The following is an 18,824-nucleotide window of genomic DNA, read 5'->3' as shown; positions in this document are numbered from 1 at the left end:
AGAGCACGACCGCGCTCAGGAGGGGATGCGCCGGGCGTCCCCGGAGCGGTACCCCGGCACGGTGACCATCGGGGGGCGCTCGTCGACCGCCACCGGGGTGCTCACCGGCACGAACCCGGCGCCGTCGCTGCGGAACTGGGTGAGCAGCCCGCCGGTGCTGGCCCGGGCGGCCGGGCCGCGGGAGAGCACCGCCGACACCACCTGCCCGGCCATCCGGCCGAGCGCCTCCTGGTCCTGCGAGGTGTGCCGGCGGACGCCGAGGTCGACCTGCGCCAGGCCGCCGAGCCCGAGCAGGCCGAGTAGGTCGACCAGCAGGCCCACCTCCACGCCGTAGCCGGACAGGAACGGCACCTGCTCCAGCGCCGACCGGCGGCCGGCGTACTCGCCGCCCAGCGGCTGCACGAACCCGGCGAGTTCCGGCCACAGCGCGTTGAGCAGCGGGCGGGCGGTCAGCTCGGTGACCCGCCCGCCGCCGGCGGGGGAGCTGTGCCCGACCAGCTCCAGCGGCCGGGTGTAGCAGCCCTTGACGTAGCCGACCTGCGGGTCGGTCAGCAGCGGCGCGAGCAGCCCGGGCACGTAGTGGGTGACGTCGCCGAGCAGGTCGGCGTCGAGGAAGACCAGCAGGTCGCCGGTGGTGGCGGCCAGCGACTTCCACAGCGCCTCGCCCTTGCCCGGCCGGCTGCCGCACGACGGCAGCACGTCGGCGGCGGCCACCACGTCGGCGCCGGCGGCGCGGGCCACCTCGGCGGTGCGGTCGGTGGAGTCGGAGTCGACGACGAGCACCTCGTCGACCAGCGGCACCCGCCGCACCCAGCACTCGACCAGCCCGCCGGCCAGCCGCCCCACCGTGGCCTCCTCGTCCCGCGCGGGCAGCACGACCGACACCCGGTGCCCGCCGCGCCGCTTCGCCCGCAGCAGGACGTCGACGTCGACGTCGGCCGTCGACCGGACGGTGGAGGTGCGGCCGGAGAACCAGGCGCGGGCATCGGGTCGCATCAGCCCACTCTCGGGGACGTCGCGGGGACGGCGCCACGGCCGGGAGCCGCTGTTCACGTGCGCGGAACCGGACGTTCGCGCACACCCGCCTCACACCCGGGCGCGCTCCCGCAGGGCGGTGGGGCTGTCGGGGCCGACGGCGGCGCCCGCGCCGTCCGGCTCGGGGTGGCCGAGCTCGGTCAGCCAGCCGCGCAGCACCCGGTGCAGGTGCTCGGCGCCGACGATCTCGCCGGGTGCGGTGAGCACCCGCGGGTGGGCCAGGAACCCGTGCTGCTGCGGCCCGCCGAGCCCGCCGTGCGAGCCGACGTGCGGCTCGAACGGGCCGGCCTCGTCGGTGTCGGGGTCGTAGCGGCTGTTGACCACCACGTCGGGGCAGTGCGGGAAGGCCGACACCCGGGCCACCAGCGCCGGGGCGTGCGCGCCGTAGGGCCGCAGCGGGTCGTCGCCGAACACCTCGCCGGTGGCCAGCCGGTGCAGCCCGTCGCGGCCGAGCACCACCGGGCCGTGCTGCTCGGAGTGCACGAGCAGGAAGCCGACGCCCGGGTGGTCGACCAGCGCCGGCAGCAGGTCGGGCCAGTGGTGCTCGACCTCCTCGAGCGGCACCCGGCCGGGCAGGTCGGGGAACGAGACGCCCGCCGTGTGACCGGACACGACGACCACCACGCCCGGCGCCACCCGGGCGACGTGGCCGGGTGCGCCCGACGGCGTGCGGTGCCGGTGCTCGGCGGCCCCGGCGGTGTCGATCCGCTCGCGCAGCCGGCGGGCGATGACGCCCGGCCCGGACGCCACCTCGGCGAGGGCGGAGGCGACCTGCCAGCCCTCGGCGGGGCGGCGGCTGTCCCGGGGCTCGGGACCGCGCAGGTCCGCGGCCGGCGCGCCGCCGCAGTGCCGCCCCACGAAGGCCTCGATCGTCTCGCCGAAGCGCTGCACGAACGCCTCGCCCTGGGTCTGCCCGTGGTCGGAGAGGAGCACCAGGTGGTACGGCCGCGGCGCCAGCGCGCCGGCCCGCGCCAGCCGGCCGACCTGCTGGTCGATGCTGCGCAGCACCTCGAGGGTGTCGAAGCGCTCGACGCCGGAGTGGTGGGCGACCTCGTCGTAGCCGAGGAAGTCGGCGTAGACGATCGGGCGGCCGGCCATCATGTCCTCGAGGACGGCCGCGACGACGACGTCCCGGGCGATGACGGTCGTGCCCGGCCGCGCCAGCGGGTACAGCCCGCCCCGGCTCACCCGCGGGCGCACGTCGGCGCGCCGCTGCCGGGCCGCGGCGACCACCTCCCGGTAGACGTCGGCCAGCGAGGTGCCCACCGTGCGGACGGCGTTGACCGGGTTGGCGAAGTAGGCGTAGTAGCCGGCGCCCACGCGGTCGCGGCGCCGGCCGGCCCGCCGCGTGGTGACCAGCGGCAGCGAGCTCATCGTCAGGCTGACGTGCGGGGCGTCGCCGCTGAAGAGGTTGCCGCGGCTGGCCCCGCCGCCGGCCAGCAGTCCGCGGCCGTCGGAGTGCCGCCGCTCGACTTCCGCGGCGTCGGCCGGGTGCGACACCTGCACGACGTGGTCGCGGTCCTTCTCGTAGTACCGGAACCCCGGGACGTCGTGGTTGGAGCCGTGCAGGATGCCGCACACCGCCGCGCCGGTCTGTGAGCTCCAGTCGGTGTGCCAGGAGGTCAGCGCGTGGCTGCCCGAGCGCAGCCACGCGGCCAGCGTCGGCATCGACCCGTCGCGGACGGCGCGGCGGGCGACGTCGGCACCCAGCCCGTCGATCTGCAGGAACAGCACCCCGGGCGGGCAGGGCTCGAGGGCCCCGGCCCGGGCGGCGCGGCGGCGGGCGCGGCGGAAGAACACCTCGTCCTCGTCGACGGCCAGCACGCTGCTCACCACCGCGGTGACCGCGGCCATGGCGACCACGACCAGCACGCCGGTGCGCAGGTCGGCCACCACCACGCCCGGGACGGCGAAGGAGACGGCGAGCACCGCCGCGCCCAGCACCAGGAAGCTGCCCACGCCCAGGGTGAACAGCGCGATCGGCAGGGCCACCCGCATCACCAGCGGCCAGACCACGCCGGCGAGCACGCCGAGCAGCAGCGCGGCCAGCGGCGGCTGCCACCACCCGCCCGTCGCGAAGCCGTCCAGCCAGCGGTCGAGGACGACGAGGGCCGGCGTGGTCAGCAGCCAGGTGAGCAGCACGCGGGCCGTCGTCCGCCCGCGGCCGAGCACCCGGCCGGGGGCGCTCCCCGCGGGCCGGCTCACGCGGGGCCGCACGACGTCGGGGCGGACTCGTCCTCCGGCTCCGGGGCCGGCTGCCGCCGGCGGCGCCCGCCGACCAGGTTGAGCACCCCGCCGGCGAGCAGCACCAGCACGGTGGCCACCAGCGTGGCCACCAGCGGGTTGTCGAACACGCCGCCGCTGACGACGCCGAGCGTCGCGTAGGCCGCCGCCCAGAGCGCGGCGGCCAGCAGCGACGCCGGCAGCAGCCGCCGCCACGGGTAGGCCAGCGCCCCGGCGGCGAGCAGCACCGGGATGCGCCCGGCGGGCAGCAGCCGGCCGACCAGGACGATGAGCCAGCCGTGCGCCCGGAACTGCTCGCGCACCTCCTCGATGCGGTCGGCGTGCTGGCCGCGCGACACCCAGCGCACCGCGGCGGGACCGCCGGAGCGGCAGACGGCGAAGGTGACGACGTCGCCGACCCACGCGCCCAGCGTGGACAGCAGCAGGACCAGGGCGAGGTCGAGCCGGCCGGTGCTCGTGGCCAGGGCCGCGGCCGCGCCGACCACCGCCCCGGTGGGGACGACCGGCACGATCGAGCCGAGCAGCACGCCGCCGAGGACCACCGGGTAGCCCAGCGACGAGCCGTCGGTCCAGCTCGAGGCGAGCGTCGCGGCGCTCACGCCGCACCTGCCGAGGCGGCGGGCAGCACGACCGGGTCGCCGGGCTCGGTGTGGGCGACGGCGGTGCGCAGGCCCCGGGCGGCGACCGCGGCGGCGAACGCGCGCGGCGGCTCGACCAGCAGCCGCCGGTAGCGCCGGGCCAGCCCGGGCAGCGTCGTCCCGCCGGCGACGGCGAGCGTCCCCCAGTGCACCGGGACGGCCACCCGGGGGCGCAGCCGTGCCACCGCCTCGGCCGCGCGCCGCGGGTCGAGGTGCCCGGGACCCAGGGTGGGTCCCCAGCCCCACACGGGGACGAGGGCGACGTCCACCTCGCGCCGGCCGATCCGGGACATGCCGTCGAAGAGGTCGGTGTCGCCGCAGGCGTAGACGGTGCTGCCGGCGCCCTCCACGAGGTGCCCGACGGCGGCGGTGTCGGGCCCGTGGGTCAGCCGCGGGCCCCAGCGGTGGCCGCTGTGCCGGGCGGGGACGGCGGTGACCCGCAGGCCGCGGTGGGTCAGCGTCTCGCCGGCCGCCAGTTCGTCGACCCACCGGAAGCCGCGCGCGCGCAGCCACCTCCCCGCGCCGCGCGGCACCACGACCCGCACGGAGCGGCCCAGCAGCCGCAGCGAGGGCAGGTGCAGGTGGTCGGCGTGCAGGTGGCTGACCAGCACCAGGTCGACGCCGGCCCAGGTGGCGGCGGGCAGCGGCGGGACCACCCGGCGCAGCGGGCCGACGCGCGCGGTGAGCACCGGGTCGGTGAGCACGGTGCTGCCGGCCAGCTCGACGCGGACGGTCGAGTGGCCGAGCCAGTGCAGCGCCGGGTTCGCCACCCCGCCAGTATCGACCCGGGGACCGACGTCCCCGGCCCTCCGTCGCGCGGAGCGGCGGCCGTCCCCGTTCCGTCCCGGGGTGCGGGGCGCGGCGATCGGTCCCACCATCGCTGCCATGACCTCAGCGGGAGCACACCCGGGGTCGTCGGGCAGCGATCTGTCGGGCGAGCTGCGGCGCATGGCCCTGCACCTGGAGACCGCCGCCGTGCTGGAGCTCCGGGCGGCGCGGGCCGAGCCCCAGCAGCGCGCGGTGCTGCGGCGCCGCGCCGAGCAGCGCCGTCAGGAGGCCGCGCGGCTCCGCGAGCGGCTCGCCGCCCGCGGCGTCGCGCTGCCGCCGCGCGCCCGCCGTCCCACCGCCCCGTCGGCCTGAGCCGTCCACCGCGCGGCGCGCGGCGCTAGCGTGCCGCCGTGGCCACCTGGGCGGACGTGCGGCGCCTGGCCCTCGCGCTGCCCGGCGCGACCGAGGGCACCTCGTACGGCTCGCCGGCGTGGAAGGTGCGCGACCGCGCCTTCGTGTGGGAGCGCCCGCTGCGCCGCGCCGACCTCGAGCACCTGGGCGACGCCGCGCCGGAGGGGCCCGTGCTCGCCGCCGCGGTGGCCGACGAGGGGGTCAAGCACGCCCTGGTGGCCGACGACCCCGCCGTCTACCTGACGACGCCGCACTTCGACGGGTACGCCGCCGTCCTCGTCCGGCTCGACGCGATCGGCGTCGACGAGCTCGCCGAGCTGGTCATCGAGGCCTGGCTGGCCCGGGCCCCGGCGCGGCTCGCCCGGCAGCACCTCACCGACCGCGGCTGAGCCTCCTCCTGGGCAACTCCGCGGAAGTGCACGGGGCAACTCCGCGGAGGTGCACGGGGACGTCTCCGGCAGAGGAGGCGGGCGGACGACGTCGTCCGGCACCGCCCGGTGCCGTCCGCGCGCCGGATCGCGCGCGGAGTGGCAGAGTCCACAGGGTGAAGACCTGGCTCGACGCCTGGCCGGTGTTCCGGCAGCTGACCGGCCCCGACCCCCTCGGCCGCGGCGCGGCCGCGCGCAGCAAGGACACGGAGAGCGTGGTGAGCCGGACGGCCACCGCCGACCGGGTCGTGCAGAGCGTCTGTCCCTACTGCGCGGTGGGGTGCGGGCAGCGGATCTACGTCAAGGACGAGCAGATCGTCCAGATCGAGGGTGACCCGGACTCGCCGATCAGCCGCGGCCGGCTGTGCCCGAAGGGCAGCGCGAGCAAGTCCCTGGTGACCAGCCCGACGCGGGTGACCAAGGTCCGCTACCGCCGGCCGTACGGCACCGAGTGGGAGGACCTCGACCTCGACACGGCGATGCACATGATCGCCGACCGCGTCCTGGAGGCCCGGCGCAAGGGCTGGCAGGACGAGAACGACGGCAAGCGCGTGAACCGCACCATGGGGTTGGCGAGCCTCGGAGGGGCGACCCTCGACAACGAGGAGAACTACCTCATGAAGAAGCTCTACAGCGCCATGGGCGCTATCCAGATCGAGAACCAGGCGCGCATATAGCACTCCGCCACGGTGCCCGGTCTGGGTGCCTCGTTCGGTCGTGGCGGTGCCACGAACTCCCAGGAAGACCTCGCGAACTCCGACTGCATCGTCATCGAGGGTTCCAACATGGCCGAGTGCCACCCGGTGGGTTTCCAGTGGGTGAGCGAGGCCAAGGCGCGCGGCGCGAAGATCGTCCACGTCGACCCGCGGTTCACCCGCACCAGCGCGATCGCCGACCTGCACGTGCCCCTGCGCATGGGCACCGACATCGCCTTCCTCGGCGGGCTGATCCGGTACGTCCTCGAGAACGACCTGTACTTCAAGGAGTACGTCGTCGCCTACACCAACGCCGCGGCGCTGGTGAGTGAGGACTTCGCCGACGCCGAGGACCTCGGCGGCCTGTTCTCCGGCTTCGACCCGGAGAACAACACCTACGACGAGTCCAGCTGGCAGTACGAGCCGGAGGAGCCGCCGCACTCGGGCTCCGACGACCCGGCCGGGGCCGCCGAGCAGGACGAGCTCGAGGACCACCCGGAGATCCGCAAGACCGACAAGGCGCAGGCCGCCGGCAGCGGCGGCCCGCCGATCGCCGCCAAGCCGAAGCGCGACGAGACGCTGCAGCACCCGCGGACGGTCTTCCAGATCCTCAAGCGGCACTTCGCCCGTTACACCCCGGAGATGGTCGCCGAGGTCTGCGGTGTCGAGCCGGAGGTGTTCCTGCAGGTGGCCCGGTGGGTCACCGAGAACAGCGGCCGCGACCGGACGACGGCGTGGGTGTACTCGGTGGGCTGGACGCAGCACAGCGTCGGCGCGCAGTACATCCGCACCTGCTCGATCCTGCAGACGCTGCTGGGCAACATCGGCCGTCCCGGCGGCGGCATCCTGGCGCTGCGCGGCCACGCCAGCATCCAGGGCTCGACCGACGTCCCGACGCTGTACAACCTGCTGCCCGGCTACCTGCCGATGCCGCACGCGATGCAGCACGAGTCGCTCGACGACTACTGCGCCGACGCCGCCGGCAAGGCCGGCTTCTGGGGCAACAAGCGGGCCTACACGGTCAGCCTGCTGAAGGCGTGGTGGGGCGACGCCGCGACGGCGGACAACGACTACGCCTTCGGCTACCTCCCGCGCATCGACGGCGACCACAGCTCCTACCGCCAGATCAAGGACATGATCGAGGGGAAGATCTCCGGCTACTTCCTGGTCGGCGAGAACCCCACGGTCGGGCACCCCAACGGCCGGATGAACCGCTTCGGGCTGGCCAACCTCGACTGGCTGGTCGTCCGCGACCTGCAGCTGATCGAGTCGGCGACCTTCTGGAACGAGTCGCCGGAGATCGAGACCGGCGAGCTCGCGCCGGAGACGATCGCCACCGAGGTCTTCTTCATGCCCGCGGCGTCGCATGCGGAGAAGGAGGGGACCTTCACCCAGACCCAGCGGCTGCTGCAGTGGCGGCACAAGGCCGTCGAGCCGCCGGGCGACGCCAAGAGCGACCTGTGGTTCTACTTCCACCTCGGCCGCATCCTGCGCGAGCGGCTGGCGGGCTCGACCGACCCGCGCGACCGCCCGCTGCTCGACCTCACCTGGGACTACCCGACGCACGGGCCGGACGCCGAGCCCAGCGCCGAGGACGTGCTGCGGGAGATCAACGGGGTCGGCCCCGACGGCCGCGCCGTCTCCGGCTACCTGGACCTGAAGGACGACGGGTCGACGTCGTGCGGCTGCTGGATCTACTCCGGCGTCTACGCCGACGAGGTGAACCAGTCCGCCCGGCGCAGGCCCGGGCGCGAGCAGGGCCAGGTCGCCTCCCAGTGGGGCTGGGCGTGGCCGTACAACCGGCGGGTCCTCTACAACCGCGCGTCGGCCGACCCCGACGGCAAGCCGTGGAGCGAGCGCAAGAAGTACGTCTGGTGGGACGAGGAGGCCGGTCGCTGGACCGGCGTCGACAACCCGGACTTCGAGGCGACGAAGCGGCCGGACTACGTGCCACCGGAGGGTGCGAAGGCGCAGGACGCGATCGGCGGCGCCGACCCGTTCATCATGCAGGGGGACGGGAAGGCCTGGCTGTACGCGCCCGCGGGCGTCGTCGACGGGCCGCTGCCGACGCACTACGAGCCGGCGGAGTCCGTCGTCGAGAACGCCCTGTACAAGCAGCAGGCGAACCCGACGATCGAGCACATCAACGGCCCGTGGAACCGGGAGAACCCCTCGCTGAGCCCGGTCTTCCCGTTCCAGGTGACCACCTACCGGCTCACGGAGCACCACACCGCCGGCGGGATGAGCCGCACGCTGCCCTACCTGTCGGAGCTCCAGCCGGAGTTCTTCGTCGAGGTCAGCCCGGAGCTCGCCGCGCTGCGCGGCCTGGTCAATGGCGAGTACGCCACGCTGGTGAGCACCCGGACGGCGATCGAGGCGAAGGTGCTGGTCACCGAGCGGATGCGGCCGATCCGGCTGCGCACCGGCCAGGTCGTGCACCAGATCGGGATGCCCTACCACTGGTCCTACAGCGGCATCTCGACCGGCGACTCGGCCAACGACCTGCTCGGGATCGTGCTCGACCCGAACACCCACATCCAGGAGGACAAGGTCAGCACCGCCGACATCCGGCCGGGACGGCGTCCGCGCGGGCCCGAGCTGATCGAGTTCGTGGAGGGCTACCGGCGCCGCGCCGGGGTGGAGTCCGGCCGGGTCGGCGTCAACGGACGGGACCCGGTGGCCGCCGAGGCGGGGGAGGGGTCGCAGCAGTGACCACGATCAGCTCGGCGAGCGCGGCCTTCACCGGCAACGACCCCGAGAACCGGCTCTTCGGGCCGGTCCCGGACGTGACCGGGCAGTCCGGCTACGACACCGACCACCCGGCGCGGGTGGGCTTCTTCACCGACACCTCGGTGTGCATCGGCTGCAAGGCCTGCGAGGTGGCGTGCAAGGAGTGGAACACCCTGCCGATGGACGACTCGCACGGCGTGCGCGACGTCATCGGCCTGTCCGGGATGTCCTACGACAACACCGGCCAGCTCGGGGCCAACTCCTGGCGGCACGTCGCGTTCATCGAGCAGGCGCGCACCGTCGACCTGCCGATGCCGACCTTCGGCCGCCCCGGTGACGACCGGCGGGGCAGCGGCCCGTCGGTGGCCGAGGGCGACAACGACGGCAGCCTCGCCGCGGCGCAGCAGTCGAGCGTGCTCAACGCCGAGGCACTGTCGGAGTTCGACCCGCAGACCGGGCAGAGCGGCACGGACAAGCAGATCCGGTGGCTGATGAGCTCCGACGTCTGCAAGCACTGCACGCACGCCGGCTGCCTCGACGTCTGCCCCACCGGGGCGCTGTTCCGCACCGAGTTCGGCACTGTCGTCGTCCAGGGCGACATCTGCAACGGCTGCGGCTACTGCGTGCCCTCCTGCCCCTACGGCGTCATCGACCAGCGCAAGGGCGACGGCCGGGTCTTCAAGTGCACGATGTGCTACGACCGGCTCACCGACGGGCTGCAGCCGGCCTGCGCCACGGCGTGCCCGACGCAGTCGATCCAGTTCGGCAACCTCGACGAGCTGCAGGCCCGGGCTGACGCCCGGCTGGCCACCCTGAAGTCGCAGGGCGTGGAGACGGCGCGGCTCTACGGCCGGGACGAGGACGACGGCGTCGGCGGTGCGGGGGCGTTCTTCCTGCTGCTCGACGAGCCGGAGGTCTACGGGCTGCCGCCGGACCCGGTGGTCACCACCCGCGACCTGCCCTCGATGTGGCGGGCCGCGGCCGCCGGCGCGGCGATGATCGCCGGCGTCGTGATCTCGTCGTTCGTCGGGCGGAGGCCCCGGTGACCGAGGGACTGACCGCGCCGGGCGCGGGCTGGCGGCGGGCCGACGGCCCCTCCGCGGAGGCCCGCGGCAAGCGGCGGCGCAAGGGCGGGCGGCGCGGCGGTGGCGGCGAGGTCGCCATGGTCGACGACGCCACCTTCACCTCCTACTACGGCCGCCCGATCATCAAGCCGCCGGTGTGGAAGTCGCCCGACGTCCCGCTGTACCTGTTCCTCGGCGGGATGGCGGGGTCGTCGTCGATCCTGGCCGCGGTCGCCGACGTCACCGGCCGGCCGACACTGACCCGGGTCAGTCGGTACACCGCCGGCGGCGGGGCGCTGGCCTCGGTCGTGTTCCTCATCCACGACCTCGGCCGGCCCGAGCGGTTCCTGCACATGCTGCGGGTGTTCAAGCCGACCTCGCCGCTGTCGGTCGGCTCCTACATCCTCGCGCCGTTCAGCGGGGCGGCCGCGGCGACGGCGGCGGCGGAGCTGCTGGGCTGGTTCCCACGGCTCAAGCGCTTCGGCGGCGTGGTGTCGGCGCTGTTCGGCGGACCGCTGGCCACCTACACCGGCGTGCTGCTGGCCAACACCGCGGTGCCCTCGTGGCACGCCCCTCACGACCAGCTGCCGTTCGTCTTCGGCGGCTCGGCGATGGCGGCCGGCGGCGGCGTGACGATGGTCTTCACGCCGGTGGCCGAGGCGGCGCCGTCGCGGCGGACCGCGGTGGCCGGGGCGGCCATCGAGCTCGCGGTCATGCACCGGGTGGAGCACGACCACGGGATCGTCAGCGAGCCCTACCTCGAGGGCCGGCCCGGCACGCTGCTGCGCGCGGCGAAGGCGTGCACCGCGGCCGGCGCCGCGCTCACCGTGGTCGCCGGGCGCCGGCGGGCCGGGGCCGTCGTGGCCGGGGTGCTGCTGGCGGCGGGGTCGCTGCTCACCCGGTTCGGCGTGTTCGAGGCCGGCATGGCCAGCGCCCGCGACCCCAAGTACACCGTCGTCCCGCAGCGCGAGCGGCTGGCCGCCCGGCAGAACGGGCACGCGCCGACCGTCAGCCGCTAGCCTTCGCGGGCGTCACAGCCGGGCCTTGGGCGAGGGCAGCAGGCCGTCCTCGATGGCCCGGACGTAGAGGGCGCGGCGGGTCGGCGCGGGCCGGCCCACCTGCTCGTAGTCCAGGCGGATCCGCCGCAGGTGGGTCTCGAGCGTCTCGGGGTCCGTGCCGAGCCGGCGTCACGGTCGGCTTCACCTGGCGGTGGCTGCCCGGGCAGCAGCCTCACCTGGAACGAGCCGTCGCAGGACGGGGCCGGTGCAGGCGAACGGCTGAACCGGATCCGCGCCCGCTCCGTATCCAGACGCGAGGGCGGTGCGCGCGGACCACGGGGCTGCGTGCGCCGCCCTCGGCGCGTCAGGTGCACGTTCCGGTCACGTTCCGTAGCTTGGTGGTGGCAAAGTGCCGCCACGGGGGCCGGGAACGGCTGGGGGAGATGTGCCGTGGTGGGGATGGGTCCTCGTCGCGTGGCCGGTGGTCGCGGTCGTGGTGGGGGTGTTCATCGGGCACGCGATCCGGGCGGCCGAGCGCCGTGAGCTCGATGCCGACCGGCCGGACGAGCCTCCGCCCCCCGACGGCCCCACCGGCACCGGAGGTCAGCGGACGCCGCGGTAGCGGATGACGCTCCCGGGACCGGCCGAGCGGGCCGTGGTCAGGCACAGCGTGGCGCGGCGCAGCACCTCGCGCGCCGGGAGCCCCTCCTCGAGGACGGCGACGCCCACCCCGGCACGCAGTCCCGGGTGGCCGAGCGCGGCCACGCCGGCGGCGAGCCGGGCGGCCACGGCGTCGGCGTCGGCCGGATCGCCCGCGAGCAGGACGGCGAACTCCGCGGGACCGGAGCGGCCGATCCAGTCGTCCCCGCGCAGCGAGGCGGCCACCAGGCGGGTGGTGGCGTCCAGGGCCGGAGCCGGCGTCGGCCACGTGTCGTTGCGGCGCAGGAGGCCCAGCACCAGCAGGGCGGCCGGACGCCGCCGGGCGGTGGCCAGGCGGGCGTCGAGCTGGGCCAGCACGTCGGCCGGGCCGGGCAGCAGCGCGGCGCACCCGTCGGGGGCGGGCAGGTCGAGGACAACAGGGCCGTGCGCAATGGTCATGGTCAGGGCATCGGCGGGACGGAACCGGCCGGAGAGCCGGGACGGGCCAGCCCCACCCCGAGGGGGGAGACCGACCCGTCGTCGTGCTCGGGGTGACGCTCAGTCGCAGGAGGGGACGGCGTCGGCCCAGCGCCCCCACGCCGGCAGGTCGGCGCGGTAGGCCGCCCGGGTGTCGGCGCCCGAGGCCGCGGTCCAGTCGACGCGCCCGCCGATCTCGGGCTCGTCCTTGTCCCACTCGAACCAGTTGACCATCGCCAGCCGCGGCAGCCGCTGCGCCAGGGCGGGGTCGTGGACCTGCCGCCACCACGCCTGCTTGACCGCGAGTTCGTCGGCGCCGCCGCTGCCGGGCGCGTAGAGCGCCGCCGTCTCCGGCACGGCCACCGGCTTGCCGTGCTGCACGCCGTAGGTGCCGTGGAAGTCGGGCAGGCCGCGGTCGTCGCCGGCCAGCCCGACGTACTCGCCGGTCAGCTGCGCGACGAACTTGCCCGGCTCGGGCACCTCGTTCTCGCCCCACGGGTGCGCCGAGCCCCAGTGGTAGAGCGACATCCCGACCCAGTCGACGGCGTCGTCCCCCGGCCAGTACGGCGCGTACGGGTCGTCGGCGGCGGTGACCCCGCCGTCCCCGTCGGTGTCCAGGACGGCGGCGTCGCCGCTGCCGGCCACGGCCTCGTACCGGCCACCCGCGAAGGGGTAGCCGCCGCCGTAGTTGGGTGCCCACATCGTCGCCGACCCCGGCGCCTCCGCGTGGACGGCGGCGGCGACGCGGCGGAAGGCGGCCACGTACTCGGCCGGCTGCTGGCCCCACGCGTACCAGGAGCCGTTCATCTCGTGCGCGAACCGGACGACGACCGGCACGCCGCGGCGGTTGTAGCCGTCGAGCCGGGCGGCCAGGTCGGCGGCGGCGTCGTCGGTCACCGCGGCCAGGCCGTCGTGCGGCTCCAGGGTGAGCAGCATGAGGCCGCCCTGGGCGACGAGCTGGTCGACCGCGCCGTCGAGGTTGCGGCCGTCGTCCGGGCCGAGCGGGAAGCCGGTGAAGCTGACCGCGACGGCGGGCGCGTGCCCGGCGGCCGCGGCGTACTCGGCCAGCGTCTCGCTGCCCCAGTCGAGGTTGGCGCCGAGGTAGACGCCGTCGCCGGGGACGACGGCCGCGGCCGGCGTCGGGTCGCAGGGAACCGGCGGCGCCGCCTCCTGCGGGACGACGGCGCAGCCCGTCAGCAGGGCCGCCGCGACGGCCAGCAGGGGCAGCCGGCGGGTCACGCCGACGCCAGGGTGGACGGGTTCCACTGCTGCTCCTCCCGGGCCGCGCGCCACCTCAGCGCGCCGACCCCCATGGCCGTCGTCGCGACGGCCGCCAGTGCCGGCCAGTCACGCCCGACGAACTCCAGCCGGTGGTGCGTGCCCTGCCGCGAGCGGACGACCACCGGGGTGATGACCGGGCTCCTGCGGTCGGGCACCCACATCGCCAGCCAGGTCTCCGTGCCGACCGGCAGGACGGCCGACCCCTCCGGCAGCCGCGCCCGCGCACCGCCCAGGGAGACGTCGACGACGGTGCCGGGCAGGCCGTCGAGCAGGGCCAGGAGCGTGACGTCGAAGCGGTGCCCCTCGCGGCGCTCGGTGCCGTAGCTGTCGTCGCGGATGCGCACGACCGCGGCGGCCACGAAACCGGCGGTGACGCCCAGCCAGAGCACCGGTACCAGCGCGCTGCCGGTGAGGGCGTAGCGGGTCGGCGTCAGCCCGGCCATCGACAGCCCGGCGTAGACCATGCCGCCGACCAGCACCGCCAGCAGCACGACGAGCACGGCGGGGACCCGTGCCCGGGCGCGGGCGTCGCCGGTGCGGCCCTTGGCGGTCACCGCGAACGTGCCGGTGCCGCGCCGGACCAGCGACAGCGTCGCGGCCAGGTTCGACGGCAGCCGGACGACGTCGAACAGCAGCGACCAGTGCAGCCGCGCGAACCCGCGGCCGAGCAGGGTGGTGGCCACCTGCTGCAGCAGGAAGCTGCTGCCGGCCAGGCCGAGGAACACCCAGGGCGGCGCGTCGACCGGGAACAGGCCGGTGACCACCACGGCGACCGGCAGCACGGCCAGCCCCAGGGTGCGCCAGGAGTCGAACCAGGCCGACAGCGAGTACGCGTAGCTCAGCCGCTGGGCGAGTGTGAGCCCGCGGCCGAGGACCGGGTTGTCCGCCCGCAGCCTCACCACCTGCATGGCGCCGCGGCCCCAGCGGCGGCGCTGGGCGTAGAAGGCGTCCGGGGTGCCCGCGGCCAGGCCGCTGGCGAGCACCTCGTTGTGGTACGCGGTGCGCCAGCCGGCGCGGTGCAGGCGCACGGTGGTGTGGAAGTCCTCGGTGAGGGTCTCGGTGGCCACGCCGCCGACCGAGCGCAGCGCCGACACCCGCAGCAGGGCGTTGGTGCCGCACCAGAAGGCGGCACCGGCGTTGTGCTTGCCGGCCTGGATCACCCGGTAGAACAGCGACTCCTCGTGCAGCGCCGTCCCGTGCCGGAAGTGCTCGAAGGACTCGACGTTGTAGAAGTCCTGCGGGGTCTGCACCAGGGCCAGGCGCGGGTCGGTGAAGTACGGCTTGGTGCGGGTGAGGAAGTCCGGCTCGGGCACGTGGTCGGCGTCGAACACCGCGACCAGGTCGGTGGTGACGTGGGCGAGGGCGGCGTTGAGGTTGCCGGCCTTGGCGTGGTCGTGCACCGGGCGGGTGACGTAGCGTGCGCCGAGGGCCCGGCACATGTCGGCCACCTCGGGCCGGTCGCCGTCGTCGAGCACCCAGGTCTCGTGCGGCTCGTCCATGGCCAGGACGGCGGCCACGGTGGGCAGCAGCACCTCGAGCGGTTCGTTGTACGTGGCGACGAGCACGGTCACGGTGGGGTCGGGGTCCTCCGCGCGGCCGGGGCGGGTGCGCGCGGGGGAGACGTCCCAGGTGGTGACCACGAAGAGCACGAGCGCGGCGAAGCCGTGCACCTCGAGCAGCAGGAACGGGACGCCGACCCACAGGGCGCGGCCCTCGGGCATCGTCCAGCCGATCCGCCAGACCAGGTAGACGGCGGTCGCGAGCACCGCGGCGATGCCGAGCACGTGCAGCACCCGCCGGCGGGCCGGGCTCTCCGGTGCCGGCAGCTCGCCACCGGGGCGCGGCCGGCGGCGCACCGGGGGCGACGCGACGGGCGCCGGGCGGAGGTCCACGTGCGGGGCATCGGCCCGCCGGGCGGGCCGCTGCAGGCGCCCGGGAGGCCGCTCACCCCATCGGGTCGCGGGCTCTGACCCCGTGGCGCTCAGTGGCACTACCGTCGTGCCGGTGTTCCGCTGGGTGTGCGCCGCCGTCGCCGGGGCGGTCCTGTCCGGCTTCGCCTTTCTCCTGGTGACCGGTCGATACGCCAACGACGGTCCGGTCATCCTGCAGCTGGGGGCAGGCCATGGCCTGCACCGAGGCGACCTGTTCGTCGCCACCGGCTGGGCCGTGGCGATGGTGATGCTCGCGGTCCTCGCGTGGCCGCACCGGCGTCCGGTCAGCCGAGCAGACCGGCCCGGGCCTTCGCGGTGAGGGCGGTGCGGACGGCGGCGTCGACGGTCGCGGAGAACGCCGGGTCGGTCCCGGCGCGCGCGAGGACGGCGTCCAGCATTGCCGGGTAGACGTCGGGGTCCACGGTGAGCACCAGCGTGCCGCCGGCCTCGAGGAAGCGGGTGGCGCGCTCGCCGGGCGGGATGTCCTGGACGGCGGTCGCCACGCCGACGTCGTCGGTGACCACCGGACCGTCGAAGCCGAGCTGCCCGCGGAGGACGTCGGTGATGACGACCCGGCTGAAGGTGGCCGGCGCCGACGGGTCGATGGCCGGGTAGGTGGCCGACGACAGCATGACCATCGGCTCGGCGGGGGAGGCGGCCAGCTCGCCGAAGACGGCCACCTGCTCGCTGTCCGCGGTGGTGACCGGGTCGGCCACCCCGGCGGCCTCGTCGGTGTTCTCGTCGACCAGGCCGAGGCCGGGGAAGTGCTTGAGCGTCGAGGTGACGCCGTGGGCGGCCAGCCCGTCGACCACGGCCGCGACGTCGGCCGCGACGTCGGCGGCGGTGCTGCCGTACTGGCGGCCGAAGGCACCGATCGGGTCGTTGTCGGCCTCGGTGCCGGCCGGCACGACGTCGGCCACCGGCGCGAGGTCGAGGGTGACGCCGGCCGCGGCCAGGGAGGCGCCGAGGCCGTCGGCCAGCGCGGCGAGCTGGTCGGGCGGCAGCTGCCCCTGCTCGGCGGCGGCCGGCAGCCGCTCGAACCCGGGGCCGCGCAGCGCCTGCACCTCGCCGCCCTCCTGGTCGGCGGCCACCCACGGTCGGGGGCCGGACGCGGCGTCGGCCCAGCGGCCGGTCACCGCGGCGAGGTCCTCGGCCGGGGCCTGCGACCGGCCGGCGAGGAAGACGCCCCCGACGCCGTCCTCGACGAGCGCGTCGCCGGCGTCGAGGCCGGTGAGCGGCACGCCGACGATGAACAGCTGCGCCACCTGGGCGCGGCGGTCGAGCTCGGCGAGCGCCGCGTCGACCTGCCGGTCGACCGGGTCGGCCGCGGCGGACGGCGATCCGGTCGTCGGGGTGGCGGAGGTGGTGCTCGAGGCGCTCGTCGCGCTCGGCGACGACCCGGTGCCGGAGCAGGCGGTGAGGAGGCAGATCAGCGCGCAGAAGGCCGGCAGGGACCGGGCGGGCGCGGGCGGGCGCATGGAGCTCCTCGGACAGCGGACGGGACCGGTCCAGTCTGACCCGTCGGTCCGCCGGGGTCGGGGACCCCTCGGGCACCATGGGGCGGGTGGGGAGGGCGGGGGCACGGGCAGCGGTCCTGGCCGCTCTCCTCATCGCCGCGGTCGTGGTGGTCCTCGTCGTCGACCTGCCGAGCGCGGACGCCGTGCGCAGCCGGGTGGAGGGGACAGGGGCCGTCGGGCTGGTCCTGGTGACCCTCGGGGTGGCGCTGGCGCTGCTCGGCCCGGTGCCGCGGACGGCGTTGTCGCTGCTGCTGGGCGCCGTCGTCGGCTTCTGGGCGGGTGTCATGGCCTCCGTCATCGGCGCCGTGCTCGGCGGGCTGGCCGCCTTCGGCCTCAGCCGGGTGTTGGGGCGGGAGGCGGTGACCCGGCTGGCCGGCCCGCGGGTGCTGGCGGTCGACCGGGTGCTCACCGGCCGCGGCTTCGTCCCGCTGCTGGTGGCGCGGGTCATGCCGGTCCCGTTCAGCCTCACCAGTTACGCCGCCGGGCTCACCGGGGTGCCGCTGGGGACCTACACGGCCGCCACGGCCCTCGGTGTCGTGCCGGGATCGGTGCTGCAGGTGGCGGTGGGCGCCTCGGCCGGCCGGCTGCTCGGCTGGGCCACCTCACCCGGTGGGCTGCTGGTCGAGGGCGCGGTCCTGCTGCTCCTCGTCGCCGGCGGCGTGGCGTGGTGGCGCCGCAGGTCCCGGCCGAGTCAGGCGCCGGGCACCCGCTGAGGTGCCACCGATCACGACGGCGGGCGGTTACCCTCCTCCGGCCGAGGCACGCCGTCACAGCGGGTGTGGTCCCGGCCACCGTGGACGGGGAGGTCAGGGTGACGCAGGAGGACCTCGGGCGCCGGTACGCCGCCGACGTGGACGAGACCAGACGGGTGTGGTCGCCGTCCGGTGAGCCGGTGCTGCCGCCGCCGCCCGGTGGCTGGCCGGCGCCGCGGGCGACCGCGACCATCCAGCCGACGTCGCCTCCGTCGTCCGACGCGCTCCCGCCCGGACCCGACTCCGGCCCGGTGCCGGTGCTCCCGCCCCACGTGAGCGGCGGGTCGCGGCGCGGCGTGCTCGTCGCGGCGCTGGTCGCCGCGGTGGCGGTGGGCGGCGGCGTGGCGACCTGGTTCGCCCTCGGGGACGGCCCCGGCGCGACGGCGACGGCCGGGCAGACGACGACCGCGGCGGCCGCCGACGAGGGCGAGGACCTGGGCGACGCCGGCTCGCCGGCGCCGGTCGTCCCGGCCGCGCCCACGGTGTCCCCGGAGGACCAGGCACTCGCCGACCTGCAGGCCCTGCGCGAGGAGTCGCTGGCGCGGGTGGACCTCGACGGCCGCTGGATGGCGCAGGTGGCGAGCAAGGACGTCGGGATCACCGACCCCCTGCAGACGGCCGCCAACGGCACCCACCAGTTCTTCGCCGTCGACATCCTGGCGGAGAGCCGCGCCGCGCTGTCGTCGGTGGCGGACCCCGCAGACCTCTACGTGCTGTGGAGCACCGACTTCGGGGCGACCTCGACCGCTCCCGACGGCGACCCGTACTGGGTGACGCTCGTCGACGGCGGCTTCGCCGGCGAGGGCGCCGTCGACGCGTGGTGCGCGGGTGCCTACCCGCAGTTGAGCGCCGAGCAGCTGGCGAACACCTGCGTCGGGCGACCTCTCACCCCACCGCACGCCTGAGCACGGACCGCCGGCAGGAGGAGCCGGTGACGTCGCCGCAGCTTCGGGCCGGGATGCCGCCCGGACCACCGGTGACGGCCAGTGATACGGCCCTGGGCAGTTCCCCTTGACCCTCGGTCACCGTGCCTCCAAGGTCCCAGGACCCAGGAGGAACGGCGTAGTCGGGGCTCCACCGGTCGCGCTCGGTGAGCATGTCGAGAACCGAGGGGGTCCAGATGTCCAGCGGAGTCGAGCGGCAGGCAGTCGACGTCGGAGATGAGGACAGGCAGAAGAGGGACCGGCACCGGGCCCGCGAGGAGCTCGGACGGAGG

General features: G+C 75.7%; 17 protein-coding genes. 9 read left to right on the top strand and 8 right to left on the bottom strand.

The features are described 5' to 3' along the window. Positions 1–15: 15 nt before the first annotated feature. The 4 genes from LY71_RS22555 to LY71_RS22540 all read right to left on the bottom strand — a co-directional run bounded on the left by LY71_RS22555 (position 16) and on the right by LY71_RS22540 (position 4,687). Positions 16–996 (bottom strand): glucosyl-3-phosphoglycerate synthase, encoded by a 981-nt coding sequence (locus LY71_RS22555; protein ID WP_106282073.1) that lies wholly within the window; start codon positions 994–996, stop codon positions 16–18. A gap of 90 nt (positions 997–1,086) precedes the next feature. Beyond that, on the bottom strand, positions 1,087–3,240 hold the full coding sequence (locus LY71_RS22550) for a phage holin family protein (RefSeq protein ID WP_106282110.1): 2,154 nt from the start codon (positions 3,238–3,240) through the stop codon (positions 1,087–1,089). Further along, positions 3,237–3,878 carry a DedA family protein gene (locus LY71_RS22545; protein WP_106282071.1) on the bottom strand — a complete coding sequence of 214 codons (642 nt, stop codon included), beginning with the start codon at positions 3,876–3,878 and terminating at the stop codon, positions 3,237–3,239. The genes LY71_RS22550 and LY71_RS22545 overlap by 4 nt, the downstream gene beginning before the upstream one ends. After that, entirely contained in the window at positions 3,875–4,687 is an 813-nt protein-coding gene (locus LY71_RS22540) for an MBL fold metallo-hydrolase (RefSeq protein WP_106282069.1), read from the bottom strand. Before LY71_RS22540 ends, LY71_RS22545 begins: the two co-directional genes overlap by 4 nt. A gap of 115 nt (positions 4,688–4,802) precedes the next feature. Here LY71_RS22540 and LY71_RS22535 point away from each other — a divergent pair, with 115 nt between their 5' ends. From LY71_RS22535 to nrfD, 6 genes are all read left to right on the top strand, one after another. After that, positions 4,803–5,057, top strand: coding sequence for a hypothetical protein (locus LY71_RS22535; RefSeq protein ID WP_146146222.1), 255 nt, complete (start codon positions 4,803–4,805; stop codon positions 5,055–5,057). Positions 5,058–5,095: 38 nt separating this feature from the next. After that, positions 5,096–5,485 carry an MmcQ/YjbR family DNA-binding protein gene (locus LY71_RS22530; protein WP_106282065.1) on the top strand — a complete coding sequence of 130 codons (390 nt, stop codon included), beginning with the start codon at positions 5,096–5,098 and terminating at the stop codon, positions 5,483–5,485. Between the two features lie 155 nt (positions 5,486–5,640). Further along, positions 5,641–6,201, top strand: coding sequence for a dehydrogenase (locus LY71_RS24790; protein ID WP_106282063.1), 561 nt, complete (start codon positions 5,641–5,643; stop codon positions 6,199–6,201). A 12-nt stretch (positions 6,202–6,213) separates the two neighbouring features. Then, complete coding sequence (fdh, locus tag LY71_RS22520; RefSeq protein ID WP_106282061.1) at positions 6,214–8,931, top strand: formate dehydrogenase; 2,718 nt, start codon at positions 6,214–6,216, stop codon at positions 8,929–8,931. Beyond that, positions 8,928–9,995 (top strand): 4Fe-4S dicluster domain-containing protein, encoded by a 1,068-nt coding sequence (locus LY71_RS22515; RefSeq protein ID WP_106282059.1) that lies wholly within the window; start codon positions 8,928–8,930, stop codon positions 9,993–9,995. The genes fdh and LY71_RS22515 overlap by 4 nt, the downstream gene beginning before the upstream one ends. Then, positions 9,992–11,032, top strand: a complete 1,041-nt coding sequence (nrfD, locus tag LY71_RS22510; protein WP_106282057.1) for an NrfD/PsrC family molybdoenzyme membrane anchor subunit — start codon at positions 9,992–9,994, stop codon at positions 11,030–11,032. The genes LY71_RS22515 and nrfD overlap by 4 nt, the downstream gene beginning before the upstream one ends. Positions 11,033–11,614: 582 nt before the next feature. On the opposite strand, the gene LY71_RS22505 is transcribed toward nrfD, so the two are convergent. The 3 genes from LY71_RS22505 to LY71_RS22495 form a co-directional block, all read right to left on the bottom strand. Further along, positions 11,615–12,109 carry a diguanylate cyclase gene (locus tag LY71_RS22505; protein ID WP_106282055.1) on the bottom strand — a complete coding sequence of 165 codons (495 nt, stop codon included), beginning with the start codon at positions 12,107–12,109 and terminating at the stop codon, positions 11,615–11,617. A 99-nt stretch (positions 12,110–12,208) separates the two neighbouring features. Further along, positions 12,209–13,393, bottom strand: a complete 1,185-nt coding sequence (locus LY71_RS22500) for a glycosyl hydrolase (protein WP_211297493.1) — start codon at positions 13,391–13,393, stop codon at positions 12,209–12,211. Then, positions 13,363–15,300, bottom strand: a complete 1,938-nt coding sequence (locus LY71_RS22495) for a glycosyltransferase (RefSeq protein ID WP_146146221.1) — start codon at positions 15,298–15,300, stop codon at positions 13,363–13,365. Before LY71_RS22495 ends, LY71_RS22500 begins: the two co-directional genes overlap by 31 nt. 112 nt (positions 15,301–15,412) lie before the next feature. Between LY71_RS22495 and LY71_RS23245 the strand changes: the two genes are divergently transcribed. After that, positions 15,413–15,658 carry a hypothetical protein gene (locus LY71_RS23245; RefSeq protein ID WP_146146220.1) on the top strand — a complete coding sequence of 82 codons (246 nt, stop codon included), beginning with the start codon at positions 15,413–15,415 and terminating at the stop codon, positions 15,656–15,658. Here LY71_RS23245 and LY71_RS22490 read toward each other — a convergent pair. Then, the gene (locus tag LY71_RS22490) at positions 15,624–16,817 is read right to left on the bottom strand and encodes a glycoside hydrolase family 3 N-terminal domain-containing protein (RefSeq protein WP_106282051.1); all 1,194 of its coding nucleotides are present in this window, start codon (positions 16,815–16,817) and stop codon (positions 15,624–15,626) included. The two genes, LY71_RS23245 and LY71_RS22490, sit on opposite strands and share 35 nt — an antisense overlap. 86 nt (positions 16,818–16,903) lie before the next feature. On the opposite strand from LY71_RS22490, the gene LY71_RS22485 reads away from it, so the two are divergent. Next, entirely contained in the window at positions 16,904–17,569 is a 666-nt protein-coding gene (locus LY71_RS22485) for a TVP38/TMEM64 family protein (RefSeq protein ID WP_146146219.1), read from the top strand. 98 nt (positions 17,570–17,667) lie between these two features. Continuing rightward, positions 17,668–18,513 carry a hypothetical protein gene (locus LY71_RS22480; protein ID WP_146146218.1) on the top strand — a complete coding sequence of 282 codons (846 nt, stop codon included), beginning with the start codon at positions 17,668–17,670 and terminating at the stop codon, positions 18,511–18,513. Positions 18,514–18,824 lie beyond the last annotated feature (311 nt).

It is taken from the genome of Geodermatophilus tzadiensis, assembly GCF_003002915.1.
Classification (GTDB): Bacteria; Actinomycetota; Actinomycetes; order Mycobacteriales; family Geodermatophilaceae; genus Geodermatophilus; species Geodermatophilus tzadiensis.
The sequence above is the reverse complement of the archived record's forward strand: the minus strand, read 5'-3'. Positions and strand labels throughout refer to the sequence as shown.